Here is a 15,681-nt window from a genome sequence, read left to right on the forward strand (position 1 = left end):
CCGGTCACATCCCGGAGAGGCCGGCGACATGGACGCTTGCCTTGCCAGCCACTACATTGAGGTGACCAGCGGAGCACACCATGGACAGTCAGCCCGCCCCCTTCGTCCCGCCGGCACCGAAGCCGCGCACGTCGCCGCCTTCGACGCTGGAGATGATCCGCATCGTCTATCGCAATCCGCTCGAACTGTGGGGCGAGCCGACCTACAACCAGCCTTGGATTTCGGTGACCGGCATCGGCGGGCCGCTGGTCATCGCCAACGACCCCGGCCTCATTCGCCACGTGCTGGTCGACAATGCGAAAAACTACAAGATGGCGACGGTGCGTCAGATGATCCTGCGGCCGATCCTGCGCGACGGCCTGCTGACCGCCGAGGGCGAGGTATGGAGGCGCTCGCGCAAGGCGATGGCGCCGGTGTTTACGCCGCGCCACATCTTCGGTTTTGCCGAGCGGATGCTGAGGCGCACACGGGAGTTCGTCACGCGCTACGAGGGCGGCGGCACGTCGGACATCGCCCATGACATGACGCTGCTTACCTTTGACATCCTGGCCGAGACGCTGTTTTCCGGTGAGATATCAGGTGAGCCGGGCAGCTTCGCCAAGGAGATCGACCGGCTGTTCGAGACCATGGGCCGCGTTAATCCGCTCGATCTGTTGCGGGCACCCGATTGGCTGCCGCGCCTGACCCGCATCCGCGGCCGCAAGACCATGGCCTATTTCCGCAAGATCGTCACCGACACGGTCAAGATGCGCGAAGAGCGGGTCAAGCGCGATCCGGACAAGGTGCCGCAGGATTTTCTCACGCTTTTGCTCAAGGCGGAGGGACCGGACGGGCTGACGCGCGCCGAGGTCGAGGACAACATCATCACCTTCATCGGTGCCGGTCACGAGACCACGGCGCGTGCCCTTGGGTGGACGCTCTATTGCTTGGCCGAAGCGCCTTGGGAGCGCGAAAAGATCGAGCGCGAGATCGACGCGGTGCTGGCGCGCGAGCCCGATCCGACAAAGTGGCTCGACGCCATGCCGTTCACCCGCGCCGCCTTCGACGAAGCGCTCAGGCTTTATCCGCCGGCGCCGTCGATCAACCGCGAGCCGATCGAGCCCGAAACCTGGAACGGCCTCTATATACCGAGGCGCGCCGCGGTGCTGGTCATGCCCTGGGTTGTTCATCGCCATCGCAAGCTGTGGGAGCGGCCCGACGCCTTCATGCCCGAACGCTTCCATCCGGGAAATCGCGAGAAGATCGACCGCTTCCAGTATTTGCCGTTCGGCGCCGGTCCTCGCGTCTGCATCGGCGCCAGCTTTGCCATGCAGGAGGCGATCATCGCTCTGGCGATCATGCTGTCGCGTTTCCGCTTCGACACCACCGCCGAGACTAAGCCGTGGCCGGTGCAGAAACTGACGACGCAACCGCAGGGCGGCCTGCCGATGCAGGTGACGCGGCGCCTCTAGTGAGCGCCTGATTGGCTAGGCCGCCGTCTTGCGCCGGAACTGGCCCGCGGCCCGGTAACGCCAGAGATAGCTGGGCAGGATGCTGCCGATCGACTGTGGCTGGATATCGAGACCGGCGAGCGTCCTGTTTTCCCTGGTGGCCGCTTCCGACACGATGTTGTGCTCGCGCAATTGCAGGACCTGATCCTTGGTCAGCAGCGGATTGGGCAAAAGCCCGAGAATCGATGCCTGCATGTTCGCCACCCACCACGGCACCGACACCAGAAGTCGCTTGCGGTCGATCATGGCAAGCATTTCCTGCATGCATTGCTTGAAGGTGAGTACCTGCGGCCCGCCAAGCTCATAGATCCGGCCGCCCTGGACTTTGCCGTCGACCGAGCGCGCCACCGCTTCGGCGACATCGCCGACATAGACAGGCTGAAATTTGGTCTGCCCACCGCCGATCAGCGGCAGGACCGGCGAATAGCGCGCCATATTGGCGAACCGGTTGAAGAAACTATCCTCCGGCCCGAAATTGATCGACGGCCGGAAAATGACGGCGTCCTCGATCGTCTCCAGAACCGCCTTTTCGCCGAGCGCCTTGGTGCGCGCATAGTCCGATTGCGCGTTCAGATCGGCGCCCAGCGCCGAGATATGGGTGAGGCCGGCGCCGTCGGCGCGCGCCGCTTCGGCGACCGCGTGTGCACCGAATTCGTGGACGGACGTGAATTTCTGCCGGCCGCTCTCATGCAGGATGGCCACGAGGTTGACGACATGGTCGGCGCCCTGCACGGCGCGGTCCACCGACCAGCGCACGCGAACATTGGCCTGCACCGGCTGGATCTGTCCGACATTGCCGAGCGGCTGCAGATGGCCGGCGAGATCGGGCCGGCGGCAGGCGACCCTGATGCGGTAGCCGCGCCTGGCCAGCGCCCGCACGACGTGGCGGCCGACAAAGCCGGAGCCGCCGAACACGACGACGAGCTTTGGGGTCTGCAGGATTTCGGTCATTGCGGGCTCCGGCGCAGTTTCCAGATTTACTGGTGTTTGACTGAAGCCGTTTCTTAGTCCGTTTCGCACCAAAGGCAAAGGGCGACGATGAGTCGCCGGGGAGCCCTGTTTTCGACCGCGTCAGAACGCCCTGCCGATGCGTGCGTCGACCGATTGGCGGTTGCCGCCGCGAATGACGAAGAAAAACAGGATAGCCGCCCACAGCAGCGATTTTTCGGCGCCCGAAAAGCCCTCGCCCATAGTGACCCAATGGAACCAGACGGTGACCAGAAGCACGAACAGCCCGGCGAAGGCGGCCGGTCGGGTCAGAAAGCCTATGGCGATGAAAATGCCGCCGAAGAATTCGGTGCAGGACAGAAGCACCGACCAGAAGGCGCCGGGATAAAAGCCGAGGCCCTCGACCATCTCGGCGGCGCCGAACGGATTGGTGATCTTTTGCGAGCCGTGAATGGTGAGGAAGATGCCGACCACGGCGCGCAGCAGCGTCTCGCTTGCCTCGTGCAAGGCCGAATACAGGCCGCCAAGGGCCGGGATGACAAGGCTTCTGCCGGAATTTTCAGTGGTTGCGGACATTGGGACTCCTCTTTTTACCGTTCCTTCAAACGCCCGATGGGTTTGGCCATGTCAAATGAACAAAAGTTGACCGCAGAAAGCATGTTTTATGCTTTCTGCGGAAACGCAGAAAACCGCCGAAGCGGGGTTTTCCGGGTGACTTCCAAGGTCGGAGTCAGGGTCCGACGAGGCGGCCTGACCTGAGACGGTATCAGGACGGCGTCAGACGCCCGCCCCAGCCCTGGACATTCGACCGGATGTCACCGCCCGGGCAAACCCCACCCCGGACAGGCATTGGTCGCGGCACCGCGCAAAAAGGTTCAACGGCGGCGAAAAAATCGCAGACACTTTTTAGGAAGAATACCGGGCGGCGAATTCGGAGATGCGCTGCACCACGGCTTTCGGAGCCGTTATGCCCCGTGCGGCCGCCTTCTCTGCCGCTTCGGCCCTGGCGCGGCCGGGCACATGCACGCCGTAGCGGCGGCGCAACCGGTCGAGCTGATCCTTCATGCGTTTCTCGAAATCCGCATCGAGCAGCTTGGGCTCGACCGCCAGCACGAAGAGGCCGGTTCCCGGGCTGTCCGGTCCGCCGCTGAACCATGGCGCATCGAGCGACCAGTTGGCGCCTGACAGACCCGCTGCCAGCACTTCGACCATCAGCGCGATGTTGGCGCCGCGCTGGCCGCCGAAGGCAAGCATCGCGCCTTTCATGGCGGCCGCGGGATCGGTGGTCGGGTTGCCGCTCGCGTCCAGTGCCCAGCCTTCTGGAATTTTTCTGCCGTCCTCGGCCGCCTTGCGGATGTTGACGAAAGCGGTGGCGCTCGACGACTGATCGATCACCAGCGGCGCTCCGTCGGCGGCGGGCGCGGCGAAGGACATCGGGTTGGTGCAGTAGACCGGCTTGACTGAGCCAGAGCCGGCAAGCACGGCGGGCCCGTTCGTCGCGGCGAAGGACACCAGTCCCAGCGCGGCCAGCCGCCCGGTGAAATAACCGAGCGCGCCGCATGTATAGGCGTTCTTCTGCGAAAAAATGGCGACGCCGAACAGGCGCGCCGCCTTGGCGAGATCATCGATCGTGCGGTCGAAGCCGGTATGCGCCAGACCGCCGCGCGCGTCAGAGAGATAGACCGCCAAAGCCGGCCTGGTGATGACCGGCTCGGCCTTGCCGTCGATGCGGCCGGCCTCCAGCGCTTCGAGATAGTCGATGAAATGCGACAAGCCGACCGTCGACAGCCCTTCCGCCTCGGCCGCTACGATGGAGGCTGCAAGCGACTGCGCCGCTTCTTCATTGGCGCCGGCGCCGAGCGCCGCCATCCGGCACAGCCCTGTCGCCTGGTCGAGACTGAGTTGCATTTCGTAAGTCCTGAATTCGTGAAACTGTCTCGATGTCAGCCGAGCCGGTTCGGAATCCGCGCCTCGAGCCGGCGGAAGCCGAAGACCAGGATACCGGTGATGGCCATATAGACCAACGCCAGAAGCAGCAAGGGTTCGTAGGTGACGAACAGATCCTGGCGCACTCTCGAGGCTACGGCATAGATGTCGACCATGGTTATGGTCGCCACCAGCGGTGTTGCCTTCAGCTGGAGAACGGTTTCGCCAGCCAGCGTCGGCAGCGCCCGGTGGATCGCCTGCGGAAGCCATACTCGCCTGAACATTTTCCAACGGCCCATGCCGAAAGCTCGGGCCGCCTCGAGTTGACCTTTCGGTACGCCTGCGAAGGCGCCACGCATTACTTCGCCTTCATAGCCAGCATAGGAAATCGTCAGCGAAAGAACCGCGTAGGGCCATGCCTGCCTGAGAATGGGCCAGAGGAACGACTCGCGTATCCACGGAAATTGTGGAAACAGCGAACCGAGTCCGAAGTAGAGCAGCCAGAGCTGGAGCAGCAGCGGCGTACCACGAATGACCGTGCAGAACACCTTGGCCGGAACGCTCAGAATCGGCGGGCCGATCACCTGCGCGAGGCCGAGGGGGATAGCGAGCGCGATGCCCAGAGCCGACGTCACCACCAGCAGCCATATGGTCCGCCATATGCCCTGCAAAGCCAGCGGCAGATAGGTGGGCAGCCAATCCCAGCGCATGAGGAAAATCGACGCCAATATGATAACCAGCGCGATCAGGATCAGCGCTATCCGATGTGGCCGCATCCAGAGCGAAGCTCGGGCGGCGGCGTTAATGACCGGGGTTTCGGCAGCCGCCATCAGTGAGTTCCCGCGATCGAAGGCATGCCGCGTCGCGCCCAGCGCTCAACACGCCCGATGACGACGTTGGAGAAGAGGGTCAGAACGAGATAGAGCGCGCCCGCCGCCATGAAGAAGGTGAAATAGGCCTTCGTCGCGCCGGCTGCCGTCCGTGTGGTTTGCGTCAGTTCATTGACGCCGACGATCGCGAGAAGCGCGGTGTCCTTGGTGGCGATCAGCCACAGATTTGCCAGCCCTGGGATGGCGAAGGGCAGCATCGCAGGTAGCGTGATACGCCTGAGAAGCAGGCCGGGGGGCATTCCATACGCCCGCGCGGCTTCGATCTGGCCCTGCGGAATGCCGAGAATCGCGCCGCGCAAGACTTCGGTAGAGTAGGCGCCCTGCACGACCCCGAGCACGCCTATCCCGGCGACAACACCGTTGATATCGATTGCGGCATGGCCGAGCGCGGTGAGCAACTGGTTGATGAGGTCGGTACCAGCGAAATAAAGCAGCAGGATCAGCACCAGTTCGGGCACGGCGCGGACCACGGTGGTGTAGACTTCCAGCAGGTCACGGACCACCGGCCCGCCATAGAGCTTGCCATAAGCGCCGCCGACGCCGATCACGAGACCGACTCCAAAGGAGCCGAAAGCAATTCCGACGGAGTTTGCCAACCCATGCAGAAGGCTGAGACCCCTGCCGTTCGGCGGCTGGAAGGAAAGCAATTCCAGCGAACTGGCTCCGAAGATGGTGGCGAGAACGTCGCTCAGCTTATGTCCCCTAGACTTCCGGGTTGAGGCGCCAATGATGTATCAAGCCGGACCTGCCATCGCGACGATGGCGGCTAGGCATGCCCGGCTTGATGCCGCTGCCGTCAGTTGGACTGCGAGTCTTCGCCGTAGATGTCGAAGTCGAAGTACTTCTTGGTGATTTCGGCATACTTGCCATTGGCGCGGATGGCCTTGATTGCGGCATTGAGCTTGTCCTTGAGCTCGGTGTCGCCTTGGCGTACGCCGGCGCCGACGCCAGGCCCGAGCACTTGAAGGTCCGGTGCGACATAACCTTTGAGGTCGCAGCACGCTTTGCCTTGATCCGACTTCAAAAATGCGTCGAGCGCGATCGAATCGGCCTGAGTGGCATCGATCCGGCCGGCGGCGAGATCCTGATTTGCCTCGTCCTGCGTTTGGTATTCTTTGATCTCGGCAGCATCGGTGAAGTGCTTCTTGGCGTAAGCAGCGTGCACCGTGGACGCCTGAACGCCGACTATCTTGGCTTTCAGCCCCTCTGGCGTCGCATCGAATTTCTGATCCTTGGCGCCGATCACCGCAGTCGGCGTATTGTAGTATTTCTCCGAAAAATCGATTTCCTGCTTGCGTTCGTCGGTAATGGACATCGAATTCATAATCGCGTCGATCTTCTTGGTTTTAAGCGCCGGGATAAGGCCGTCCCACGGGACTGGCGTCAATACGCAATCCAGCTTGGCTTCGCTGCAGATGGCATTGACGATGTCTACTTCCCAGCCACCCCAGTTGCCGGAAGCGTCCTGCGAGTAAAACGGCGGATAGGCTTCAGGCGAAAAACCCACCTTGATCTGTTCGGCGCTTGCCGAAAATGCGCCAGACAACGCGATCAGCGTGGCCGCGAGCGCCGTTTTGAGAAGAGGTTTCATTTCTTCATTTCTCCCGTTTTTTGGTTTTGACGTTCCCGTCTGCTTTTCTCGCAAGTCATCCAACATTGCGCAGAAACTGCTTCAGCCTTTCGGATTTGGGCGCGCCGAAGATCTGCTCCGGCGGCCCTTCTTCCTCGACCAGCCCGTTGTAGAGGTAGACGACATGCGTCGCGACCTCGCGGGCAAACTTCATCTCGTGGGTCACCAGCACCATGGTGCGGCCTTCGCGCGCCAGATCGCCGATCACCTTCAGCACCTCGCCGATCAGTTCCGGGTCGAGCGCCGAGGTCGGTTCATCGAACAGCATGACGCGCGGATTGATGGCCAGCGCCCGGGCGATGGCCGCACGTTGCTGCTGGCCGCCCGATAGATAGGCCGGATAGACGTCGCGCTTTTCGGCCAGGCCGACGCGGGCGAGCAGCTTTTCGGCCTCGGCGATGGCCACATCGCGCTTGACGCCCAGAACATGCACCGGAACCTCGATGACGTTCTCGATCAGCGTCATGTGGCTCCACAAATTGAAGTTCTGGAAGACCATGCCGAGCCTGGAGCGGATGCGCTCGATCTGCTTGCGGTCAGCCGGAACGGTGTGGCCGTGACTGTCGGCCTTCATCCGGATCTCCTCGCCATTGACGCGGACGATTCCGCTGGTCGGGTTCTCCAGGCAATTGATGCAGCGCAGCAGGGTCGACTTGCCCGAGCCGCTGCCACCGATGATGGCGATGACCTCGCCGTCGCGCGCCGACAGCGAAACACCCTTCAGCACATGCAGTTCGCCGAATCTTTTATGCAGGTTCTCGACATGGATGGCTTCGGCGGCGTCGTTCTGCGCCGTGTACTTCAGGGCGGGGGCCGTGCCTTGCGCTATCACCTTTGGGGTGCCTCACGAAGCGGCTGGACCCGTCGCTGCTGGAATTTTTTACCCATTACCATCACTGGACAGACTTCTCATTCTCAAGATGGACCGTTCCGCTTGCCTCCGTCAACCATGCTTTTTTGGACCATTGATCGCGGCTCGCTGAATGGCTATTGGCTGAATGGGATGTTTCAGGAGCAGTTGGTGGGTAAAGCATACGGGTCGCAGTCCATGGCCGGACCCCTGCAGCGCGTGCTGATGCGGTCCGCCGCAAGCGCCATGCCCCGCGCCAAAGCATCGGAATGGCATTATGGCCCGGGCTTCGATCCGCAAAAGGCCGCGGCCCAGCATCAGGCGCTGACGACGCTGGTTCTGGCATCCGGCGCCGAGATCGAATGGCTGACCGACACCGATGACGGGCTTGCCGATTCCGTCTTCACACACGATCCTTCGTTGATGACCGACCACGGCGCCATCATTCTTGCCATGGGCAAGGCGCTGCGCCTGGCTGAGCCCGGCCTGCACGAGGCGGCCTACAAGCGCATGGGCGTGCCTATCCTCGGCCGCATCGAGCATCCCGGCCAAGTCGAGGGCGGCGACTGCGTCTGGGTGGATTCACGGACGCTGGCCGTCGGCCGCGGCGTGCGCACCAACCAGGACGGCATCCAGCAACTCACCAACCTGCTCACACCCAAGGGTATCCAGGTCTATGGTTACGACCTGCCGCTCTGGCATGGCGAGGAGGCCTGCCTCCATCTGATGTCGGTGATCAGTCCGCTCGCCGACGATCTGGCGCTGATCTATGCACCGCTTTTGCCGACTGCGTTCTACCAGATGCTGCGGGCGCGCGGCATTCGCCTGGTCGAGGGCGACGCCGAGGAGTTCTTCGCCTCCAACGGTCTCAGCCTCAATGTGCTGCCGACCGCGCCGCGCGACGTGATCGCCGTTGCCGGCTTCCCGAAGACGGCGGCGGTCATGACGGCCGCCGGCTGCAGGGTTTCGACCTTCGAGGCGGACGCGCTGTGCATCGCCTGCGAGGGCGGACCGACCTGCCTCACACGTCCGGTACTCAGACAATGACGACAGTCGGCGAAGCGCTCATCACTTTGCTCGAAGCCCATGACGTCGACACGGTCTTCGGCATTCCGGGTGTGCATACTGTCGAACTCTATCGCGGGCTGGCGCGCTCGAAGATCCGCCACGTCACCCCGCGTCATGAGCAGGGCGCCGGCTTCATGGCCGACGGTTATGCGCGCGCCAGCGGCAAGCCTGGCGTCGCCTTCGTCATCACCGGACCGGGACTGACCAACACCATCACCGCCATGGGCCAGGCCCGCGCTGATTCGGTGCCTATGCTGGTGATCTCAGGCGTCAATGCCACGCCGACGCTGGGCAAGGGCCTTGGCCATCTGCACGAACTGCCCGACCAGCGTGGCATGATGGAGAAGGTGGCGCTGTTCTCGCACCGTGTCACCGACGCCGACGAACTGCCGGGCGTGCTTGCCCGCGCCTTCGCCCTGTTTTCGTCATCGCGCCCCGGTCCGGTCCATATCGAGATCCCGACCGACACCATGGTCAAGCCGGCGGACGGCATCGCAGCTTTGCTGACCAATGTCGCGCCGCCCGAACCGGATGCGGCGGCGATAGCAGAGGCGGCAAGGCTTTGCGCGGCTGCCCGCCGCCCGCTGATCCTCGCCGGCGGCGGCGCCAAGAGAGCCGAAGCGCCGCTGAAGCGTCTCGCCGAAAGGATGGGAGCGCCGGTTGTCCAGACGGCCAATGCCCGCGGCCTGCTGCATCGCCATCCGCTTGGCGTGCCGGCGAGCCCGAGTCTGAAGGCGGTGCGTGCGCTGATGGCCGAGGCCGATCTGGTCATTGCCGCCGGCACCGAACTCGGCCCGACCGACTATGATGGGTATAGCGACGGCGGCTTTGTCCTGCCGACCAATCTGATCCGCATCGACATCGGCGCCGACCAGCTTGCCCGCCGGCCGGCCCGGATTTCGATCCAGGCCGATTGCGGTGTAGCACTCGAGGCGCTGCTTGCCGAAATCGGCAAGGGCCAGCCGCCATCGGACGACGGTCCGGCTCGCGCCGCTGCAACGAGGCAAGCGGCCTTCGCCGAAATCAGCCCGAGCCTCCAGGCGCAAACACGAGCCGTCGAGGCGATCCGCGATGCGTTGCCGGGCTCGATTATCGTCGGCGATTCGACCCAGCCGGTCTATGCCGCCAACCTCTATTACGATCACGATCGACCGGGCAGCTGGTTCAACGCCGCCACCGGCTTCGGCGCGCTCGGCTATGGTCCGCCGGCGGCGATCGGTGCGGCCCTTGCCGTGCCTGATGCGCCGGTCGTTTGTCTCACCGGCGACGGTGGTTTCCAGTTCACGCTGCCGGAACTGGGCGCCGCGCTCGACGCCTCGGCGCCGGTGATCTTCGTCGTCTGGAACAATCGCGGCTATCGCGAAATCGAAACCTCGATGCTCGATGTCGGCGTCGAGCCGGTCGGCGTCTCGCCGGCGCCGCCTGATTTCTGCAAGCTGGCCGAGGCCTATGGCATTGCCGCCGAGCGGCTCGCCGGGATCGGTCATCTGGCGGACGCACTCCAGCGCGCGCGGGCGACCGGACTGCCCTATGTCATCGAGATCCCTGTCGATTGAGTGCTGTGGCAGCGTCTGCTTGGGATGCGATCCTCGTCGGATGGCCCGCCGGCTTGAGGCGCGTAAACGACACTGTGTCATCGAGATTTCGGTTGAGTGAACACGCGAAAGGCGCGACCTTCGGCGGCGGCGCGGCATATGAGTGACTGGAGCGGTCGAAGATGACGGATACACTGGACGGCAGGCATGTTGTGGTGACCGGCGGCACCGGAGCGCTCGGTGGCGCGGTTGTCGGCAAACTGCTGGAGCAGGGTGCGGTCTGCCATGTGCCCAATGCCCATGCCGCCGCGCCTGCGCATTTTCCCTTCCCGGCACATGAGCGCGTCAGGCTGGCGCACAATGTCGATCTCGCCGATCCCGCCAAGGTCGATGCGTTCTATGCCAGCGTTACCGATTTGTGGGCATCCATCCATCTCGCCGGCGGCTTCACCGCTGCGCCGGTCGAGAAGATCGAGCCCGCGTCCTTTGCCGAAATGATGGATACCAACGCCCGTACCACCTTCCTGTGCTGCCGCGCGGCGATCCGCTCGATGCTGGAATCTTCCGTGTCGGGGCGCATCGTCAATGTCACGGCGCGCGCCGGGCTCGACCTGCGGCGCGGTTCCGGCATGGTCGCCTACGCCGCCAGCAAGGCGGCGGTCGCGGCAATGACGGTGGCGATGGCGGAAGAACTCAAGGGCAAGGGAATCCTGGTCAACGCGGTCGCGCCCTCGACGCTCGACACGCCGGCCACCCGGGCTGACATGCCGGCAGCCGATTTCGGTAAATGGGTCAGCCTCGAAGCGGCGGCGGAGGCCATTGCCTATCTCGCTTCGCCGGCCAATCTGGCGATGAGCGGCACGCTGGTACCGCTTTACGGCAGGGCCTGATCTCTCTTTGTATGGGCGCGGATTTCCAAACAAGAACCCCGCCGGATCGCTCCGGCGGGGTTCTGTTACAGGCCGCGCGAGGCGCGGCGTTAGTGGACTTAGCTGCCCTGCTTCTTCAGCGCCGCACCCAGGATGTCGCCCAGCGAAGCGCCGGAGTCAGTCGAGCCGTACTGGGCGACCGCTTCCTTCTCTTCGGCGATTTCCAGCGCCTTGATCGAGACCTGCAGCTTGCGGGTCTTCTTGTCGAAGGCGATGACGCGGGCGTCGACCTTCTGGCCGACCGTGAAGCGCTCTGGGCGCTGCTCGTCGCGGTCGCGGCTGAGGTCGGAGCGCTTGATGAAGGTCTCGATGCCGCTCTCGACGAGCCGCACTTCCAGACCGCCATCCTTGACGCCGGTGACCTCGCAGGTGACGACCGCGTTCTTGCGCAGTTCGCCTGAAGTCGCCGCCTCGCCGGCCGTGTCCTTGGCCAACTGCTTGATGCCGAGCGAGATGCGCTCCTTGTCGATGTCGACGTCGAGCACCTGCGCCTTGACCATGTCGCCGCGATTGTACTCCTCGATCACCTGCTCGCCCGGACGGGTCCAGTCGAGGTCGGAAAGATGGACCATGCCGTCGACATCGCCTTCGAGGCCGATGAACAGGCCGAATTCGGTCTTGTTCTTGACCTCGCCCTCGACCTGGCTGCCGACCGGATGGCTGCTGGCGAAAGCCTGCCACGGGTTCTCGAGCGTCTGCTTGAGGCCGAGCGAAATGCGGCGCTTGGCCGGATCGACCTCAAGCACCACCACATCGACTTCCTGCGTCGTCGACAGGATCTTGCCGGGATGCACGTTCTTCTTCGTCCACGACATTTCCGAAACGTGGATGAGGCCCTCGATGCCCGGCTCCAGCTCGACGAATGCGCCGTAGTCGGTGATGTTGGTGACGGTGCCCTTGATCTTCTTGCCGATCGGGAATTTCGTTCCGATCTCGGACCACGGATCGCTCTCGAGCTGCTTCATGCCGAGCGAGATGCGGTGGGTTTCCTGGTTGATGCGGATGATCTGCACCTTGACCGTCTGGCCGATGTTGAGGATCTCGGTCGGATGGTTGACGCGGCGCCATGCCATGTCGGTGACATGCAGCAGGCCGTCGATGCCGCCGAGGTCGACGAACGCACCATAGTCGGTGATGTTCTTGACGACGCCTTCGACCACCTGGCCCTCTTCGAGGTTCTGCACGATTTCCGAACGCTGTTCGGCGCGGCTTTCCTCGAGCACGGTACGGCGCGACACCACGATGTTGCCGCGGCGGCGATCCATCTTGAGAATCTCGAAGGGCTGCGGATTGTGCATCAGCGGGGAGACGTCGCGGATCGGGCGGATGTCGACCTGGCTGCGCGGCAGGAAGGCCACGGCGCCGTCGAGATCGACGGTGAAGCCGCCCTTGACCTGGTTGAAGATGACGCCTTCGACGCGCTCACCCTTGGTGAACTTCTCTTCGAGACGGACCCAGCTCTCTTCGCGGCGGGCCTTTTCACGGGAAAGCATCGCTTCGCCAAGCGCGTTCTCGATGCGCTCGACATAGACCTCGACCGAGTCCCCGACCTTGAGCGTCGAGTCCTTGCCCTTGACGCCGAATTCCTTCAGCGGCACGCGGCCTTCGACCTTGAGGCCGACATCGATGATGGCCATGTCCTTTTCGATCGCGGTGATCGTGCCCTTGACGACCTGGCCTTCGCCGGAATGGCCGGCGGAAAATGATTCTTCGAGCAGGCTCGCGAAATCATCGCGAGTGGGGTTTGCAACTGACATAGTTTCTCCTGGAATGCCCCGCATCTCAAGCGGGACGGGCGCCGTGGGTTAGCGTTGCGTTTGCCTGCCGGCGTTCCGGGCTTCAGAAAAGCCCTTGGCCGCCTAAGCGGCAATTCCGGCGCATGAAAAATGCTGGCAGGCTGGTTCGTGCACCCGATATAGGTTTCTTTTCGCCGCCGACAATCGGCAGCGGGAGGAAAACCCAGCTCAGGCTTTGTTTCTCTTGGCCAGAACGTCGTCGATGATCGCCCTGGCCGCCAGGAACGCGGCTTCTATAGCCATTTCCGACGTGTCGAGCAAGTGCGCGTCGGCGGCAGGCTTCAGCGGCGAGTCGGCGCGACCCATGTCGCGCTCGTCGCGGCGCAGGATATCGGCGAGGATTTCGATGAAATTGGCGGTGCCGCCGATGCTCTCGATCTCGGCCAGCCGCCGCTCTGCCCGCACTTCGGCGCTGGCCGTCACATAGAGCTTGATGTCGGCGTCGGGACAGACGACGGTGCCGATGTCGCGGCCGTCGAGGACGGCGCCCGGCGGCGCCTTGGCGAATTCGCGCTGCTTTTCGACCAGTACGCGCCGCACCGAAGGGAACACCGCCACTTTCGAAGCCGCCTCGCCGACCGCATGCGCCGACAGCACCGACCGGTCGAGCTTGGCCAGGTCGACCTGGCGGGCAGCGGTTTCGGCGGCCGACACATTGTCGAGCGGCAGACCGAGCCGAAGCAGCGCATGGGCCACAGCGCGATAGGTGAGGCCGGTGTCGAGCAGGTTCAGCCGGTAGTGGTCGGCCAGCCTTCGCGCCAGCGTGCCTTTGCCAGCGCCGGCGGGTCCGTCGATGGCAATGGTGAAGACGTGTGTCATTGACGGCTCAACGCTTTGTCCGCCCGGCAACAAGCCCTCGCGCCTTCGTCATCCCAGGGCGCAGCGAACACGTAGCGGAGCGAAGACCCTGGCATCCATGCCGTGACATCAGCCAAAGAGTGCTGCCAACCAGAATTCAGCATCGCTGCGGCGCTTTGATGTCACGGCATGGATCCTGGGGTCTGCGCCGCGTCGCTTCGCTCCTTGCTCCGCCCCAGGATGACGAAAGCAGAGGTGTTGGGGGCCAATTTCCAAGGTTTGCGACTGCCATGTCACTCAATCTCCGCGCCCAGCCCCTTCATCAGGCCCATGAATTCCGGAAAACTTGTCGCTATCATCGTTTGATCATCGATGGTCACAGGCTTTTCCGTCGCAAGCCCCATCACCAGAAAGCTCATGGCGATGCGGTGGTCGAGATGAGTCTGCACGATGGTGCCCTGTCCATTGGGATGCTGGCCCAGTCCCCTGCCTCCCGGCCTTCCGTGCACGGCAAGCGAGGCCTCGCCCTCGGTACAGTCGACGCCGTTGAGCTTCAGTCCATCGGCCACTGCCGACAGCCGGTCGGATTCTTTCACCCGCAGCTCTTCCAGTCCCTGCATCAGCGTCTCGCCCTCGGCGAAGCTGGCGGCGACAGCAAGCACCGGATATTCGTCGATCATTGTCGGCGCCCGGTCGGGCGGCACGGCGACCCCCTTCAGCTCGGAATAGCGCACCCGCAGATCGGCGACATCTTCCCCGCCTTCATTGCGCGGGTCGACAATGTCGATCCGGGCGCCCATTTCCAGCAACGTCAAAAGAAGACCGGTGCGGGTTGGGTTCATCAGCACGTTTTCGATCGTGATGTCGGAGCCCGGCACGATCAGCGCCGCGACCAGCGGGAAGCCGGCCGAGGAGGGATCGCCCGGCACCGCGATGGTTTGTCCGGTAAGCTTGCCCTGGCCCTCGATGAAGATATGGCGCACGCCGCGCTCATCGGTCTCGACCGACAGATTGGCGCCAAATCCCCTGAGCATCTTTTCGGTGTGGTCGCGCGTCATCACCGGCTCGATGACGGTGGTGATCCCAGGCGTGTTCAGCCCGGCGAGCAGTACCGCCGACTTCACCTGCGCCGAGGCCATCGGCACACGGTAGGTGATGGGTGCTGCGTGCTTGGGGCCGCGCAGCGTGATCGGCATGCGGTCGCCGGGTGTGGCTTTCAGCACCTGCACGCCCATCTGGCGCAGCGGCTCGAGCACGCGGCCCATCGGACGGCCAGACAGCGAAGCGTCGCCGATGAAGGTGGTTTCCATGTCGTAGGTGCCGACCAGGCCCATGGTGAGGCGTGAGCCGGTGCCGGCATTGCCGAAATCGAGCGGACCTTCCGGCTGCAGCAGCGCGCCGTTGCCGGTGCCGCGGATCACCCACTCAGTGCCGAGCTTTTCTATATGCGCGCCCATTGCCTTCATCGCGGCGCCCGTGCGCATCACGTCCTCTCCTTCCAGCAGGCCGGTGATGCGGGTCTCGCCGGAGGCGAGGCCGCCGAACATGAACGAGCGGTGCGAGATCGACTTGTCGCCGGGCACCCGCGCCGCGCCTGAAAGCGCTGACGATTTGCGGGCGGTGGCCGGTTTCGGGGCGGCAGTATGCGACATGGCTTTTCCCTGCGTGAAAATGCCGGTGGCCGGCTTTTTCTTTTGGTTTGGGCGGTCTCGTATCACGGCGGACGGAAATGGTCATCCCCTTGCAAGAGGTCGCTCAACGCGGCGATTTATGACGCTGGCTTTAGGCTTTGACAGCGCCGCAAACTGTGGTTATGGGGAC

14 protein-coding genes are annotated in these 15,681 nt (G+C 63.7%); 4 read left to right on the top strand and 10 right to left on the bottom strand.

The window, feature by feature from the left end:
* Nucleotides 1–80 precede the first annotated feature (80 nt).
* Entirely contained in the window at nucleotides 81–1,451 is a 1,371-nt protein-coding gene (locus EOA78_RS15125; protein WP_127315832.1) for a cytochrome P450, read from the top strand.
* A gap of 15 nt (nucleotides 1,452–1,466) precedes the next feature.
* On the opposite strand, the gene EOA78_RS15130 is transcribed toward EOA78_RS15125, so the two are convergent.
* From EOA78_RS15130 to EOA78_RS15160, 7 genes are all read right to left on the bottom strand, one after another.
* On the bottom strand, nucleotides 1,467–2,441 hold the full coding sequence (locus tag EOA78_RS15130; RefSeq protein ID WP_127315833.1) for a complex I NDUFA9 subunit family protein: 975 nt from the start codon (nucleotides 2,439–2,441) through the stop codon (nucleotides 1,467–1,469).
* A 120-nt stretch (nucleotides 2,442–2,561) separates the two neighbouring features.
* Nucleotides 2,562–3,014 (bottom strand): DoxX family protein, encoded by a 453-nt coding sequence (locus tag EOA78_RS15135; RefSeq protein WP_127315834.1) that lies wholly within the window; start codon nucleotides 3,012–3,014, stop codon nucleotides 2,562–2,564.
* A 330-nt stretch (nucleotides 3,015–3,344) separates the two neighbouring features.
* On the bottom strand, nucleotides 3,345–4,346 hold the full coding sequence (locus tag EOA78_RS15140) for an Ldh family oxidoreductase (protein WP_127315835.1): 1,002 nt from the start codon (nucleotides 4,344–4,346) through the stop codon (nucleotides 3,345–3,347).
* A 35-nt stretch (nucleotides 4,347–4,381) separates the two neighbouring features.
* Nucleotides 4,382–5,194, bottom strand: a complete 813-nt coding sequence (locus EOA78_RS15145) for an ABC transporter permease (protein WP_127315836.1) — start codon at nucleotides 5,192–5,194, stop codon at nucleotides 4,382–4,384.
* Nucleotides 5,194–5,907, bottom strand: a complete 714-nt coding sequence (locus EOA78_RS15150; RefSeq protein ID WP_348628484.1) for an ABC transporter permease — start codon at nucleotides 5,905–5,907, stop codon at nucleotides 5,194–5,196. The genes EOA78_RS15145 and EOA78_RS15150 overlap by 1 nt, the downstream gene beginning before the upstream one ends.
* Before the next feature lie 143 nt (nucleotides 5,908–6,050).
* Entirely contained in the window at nucleotides 6,051–6,845 is a 795-nt protein-coding gene (locus tag EOA78_RS15155) for a transporter substrate-binding domain-containing protein (RefSeq protein WP_127315861.1), read from the bottom strand.
* Between the two features lie 55 nt (nucleotides 6,846–6,900).
* Nucleotides 6,901–7,713 (bottom strand): ABC transporter ATP-binding protein, encoded by an 813-nt coding sequence (locus EOA78_RS15160; RefSeq protein WP_127315862.1) that lies wholly within the window; start codon nucleotides 7,711–7,713, stop codon nucleotides 6,901–6,903.
* Nucleotides 7,714–7,932: 219 nt separating this feature from the next.
* Between EOA78_RS15160 and EOA78_RS15165 the strand changes: the two genes are divergently transcribed.
* From EOA78_RS15165 to EOA78_RS15175, 3 genes are all read left to right on the top strand, one after another.
* Nucleotides 7,933–8,781, top strand: coding sequence for an arginine deiminase family protein (locus tag EOA78_RS15165; protein ID WP_127315863.1), 849 nt, complete (start codon nucleotides 7,933–7,935; stop codon nucleotides 8,779–8,781).
* Nucleotides 8,778–10,358: a 5-guanidino-2-oxopentanoate decarboxylase gene (locus EOA78_RS15170; protein ID WP_127315838.1), complete on the top strand. Its 1,581-nt coding sequence runs from the start codon at nucleotides 8,778–8,780 to the stop codon at nucleotides 10,356–10,358. Before EOA78_RS15165 ends, EOA78_RS15170 begins: the two co-directional genes overlap by 4 nt.
* A gap of 161 nt (nucleotides 10,359–10,519) precedes the next feature.
* Nucleotides 10,520–11,227: an SDR family NAD(P)-dependent oxidoreductase gene (locus EOA78_RS15175; protein ID WP_127315839.1), complete on the top strand. Its 708-nt coding sequence runs from the start codon at nucleotides 10,520–10,522 to the stop codon at nucleotides 11,225–11,227.
* A gap of 98 nt (nucleotides 11,228–11,325) precedes the next feature.
* Here the strand turns inward: EOA78_RS15175 and rpsA are convergent, their stop codons facing one another.
* The 3 genes from rpsA to aroA all read right to left on the bottom strand — a co-directional run bounded on the left by rpsA (nucleotide 11,326) and on the right by aroA (nucleotide 15,512).
* Nucleotides 11,326–13,023 (bottom strand): 30S ribosomal protein S1, encoded by a 1,698-nt coding sequence (rpsA, locus tag EOA78_RS15180; protein ID WP_065006057.1) that lies wholly within the window; start codon nucleotides 13,021–13,023, stop codon nucleotides 11,326–11,328.
* A gap of 207 nt (nucleotides 13,024–13,230) precedes the next feature.
* Nucleotides 13,231–13,881, bottom strand: coding sequence for a (d)CMP kinase (gene cmk, locus EOA78_RS15185; RefSeq protein WP_127315840.1), 651 nt, complete (start codon nucleotides 13,879–13,881; stop codon nucleotides 13,231–13,233).
* Nucleotides 13,882–14,153: 272 nt separating this feature from the next.
* Complete coding sequence (gene aroA / locus EOA78_RS15190) at nucleotides 14,154–15,512, bottom strand: 3-phosphoshikimate 1-carboxyvinyltransferase (protein ID WP_127315841.1); 1,359 nt, start codon at nucleotides 15,510–15,512, stop codon at nucleotides 14,154–14,156.
* Nucleotides 15,513–15,681 lie beyond the last annotated feature (169 nt).

Source organism: Mesorhizobium sp. M5C.F.Cr.IN.023.01.1.1, from assembly GCF_003997585.1.
Classification (GTDB): Bacteria; Pseudomonadota; Alphaproteobacteria; order Rhizobiales; family Rhizobiaceae; genus Mesorhizobium; species Mesorhizobium wenxiniae.

Excerpts from the sequence above, each read along its gene's own strand:
- EOA78_RS15125 (WP_127315832.1), top strand. The coding sequence starts at position 81 with ATGGACAGTCAGCCCGCCCCCTTCGTCCCGCCGGCACCGAAGCCGCGC.
- EOA78_RS15130 (WP_127315833.1), bottom strand. The coding sequence starts at position 2,441 with ATGACCGAAATCCTGCAGACCCCAAAGCTCGTCGTCGTGTTCGGCGGC.
- EOA78_RS15135 (WP_127315834.1), bottom strand. The coding sequence starts at position 3,014 with ATGTCCGCAACCACTGAAAATTCCGGCAGAAGCCTTGTCATCCCGGCC.
- EOA78_RS15140 (WP_127315835.1), bottom strand. The coding sequence starts at position 4,346 with ATGCAACTCAGTCTCGACCAGGCGACAGGGCTGTGCCGGATGGCGGCG.
- EOA78_RS15145 (WP_127315836.1), bottom strand. The coding sequence starts at position 5,194 with ATGGCGGCTGCCGAAACCCCGGTCATTAACGCCGCCGCCCGAGCTTCG.
- EOA78_RS15155 (WP_127315861.1), bottom strand. The coding sequence starts at position 6,845 with ATGAAACCTCTTCTCAAAACGGCGCTCGCGGCCACGCTGATCGCGTTG.
- EOA78_RS15165 (WP_127315863.1), top strand. The coding sequence starts at position 7,933 with ATGGCCGGACCCCTGCAGCGCGTGCTGATGCGGTCCGCCGCAAGCGCC.
- EOA78_RS15170 (WP_127315838.1), top strand. The coding sequence starts at position 8,778 with ATGACGACAGTCGGCGAAGCGCTCATCACTTTGCTCGAAGCCCATGAC.
- EOA78_RS15175 (WP_127315839.1), top strand. The coding sequence starts at position 10,520 with ATGACGGATACACTGGACGGCAGGCATGTTGTGGTGACCGGCGGCACC.
- rpsA (WP_065006057.1), bottom strand. The coding sequence starts at position 13,023 with ATGTCAGTTGCAAACCCCACTCGCGATGATTTCGCGAGCCTGCTCGAA.
- cmk (WP_127315840.1), bottom strand. The coding sequence starts at position 13,881 with ATGACACACGTCTTCACCATTGCCATCGACGGACCCGCCGGCGCTGGC.
- aroA (WP_127315841.1), bottom strand. The coding sequence starts at position 15,512 with ATGTCGCATACTGCCGCCCCGAAACCGGCCACCGCCCGCAAATCGTCA.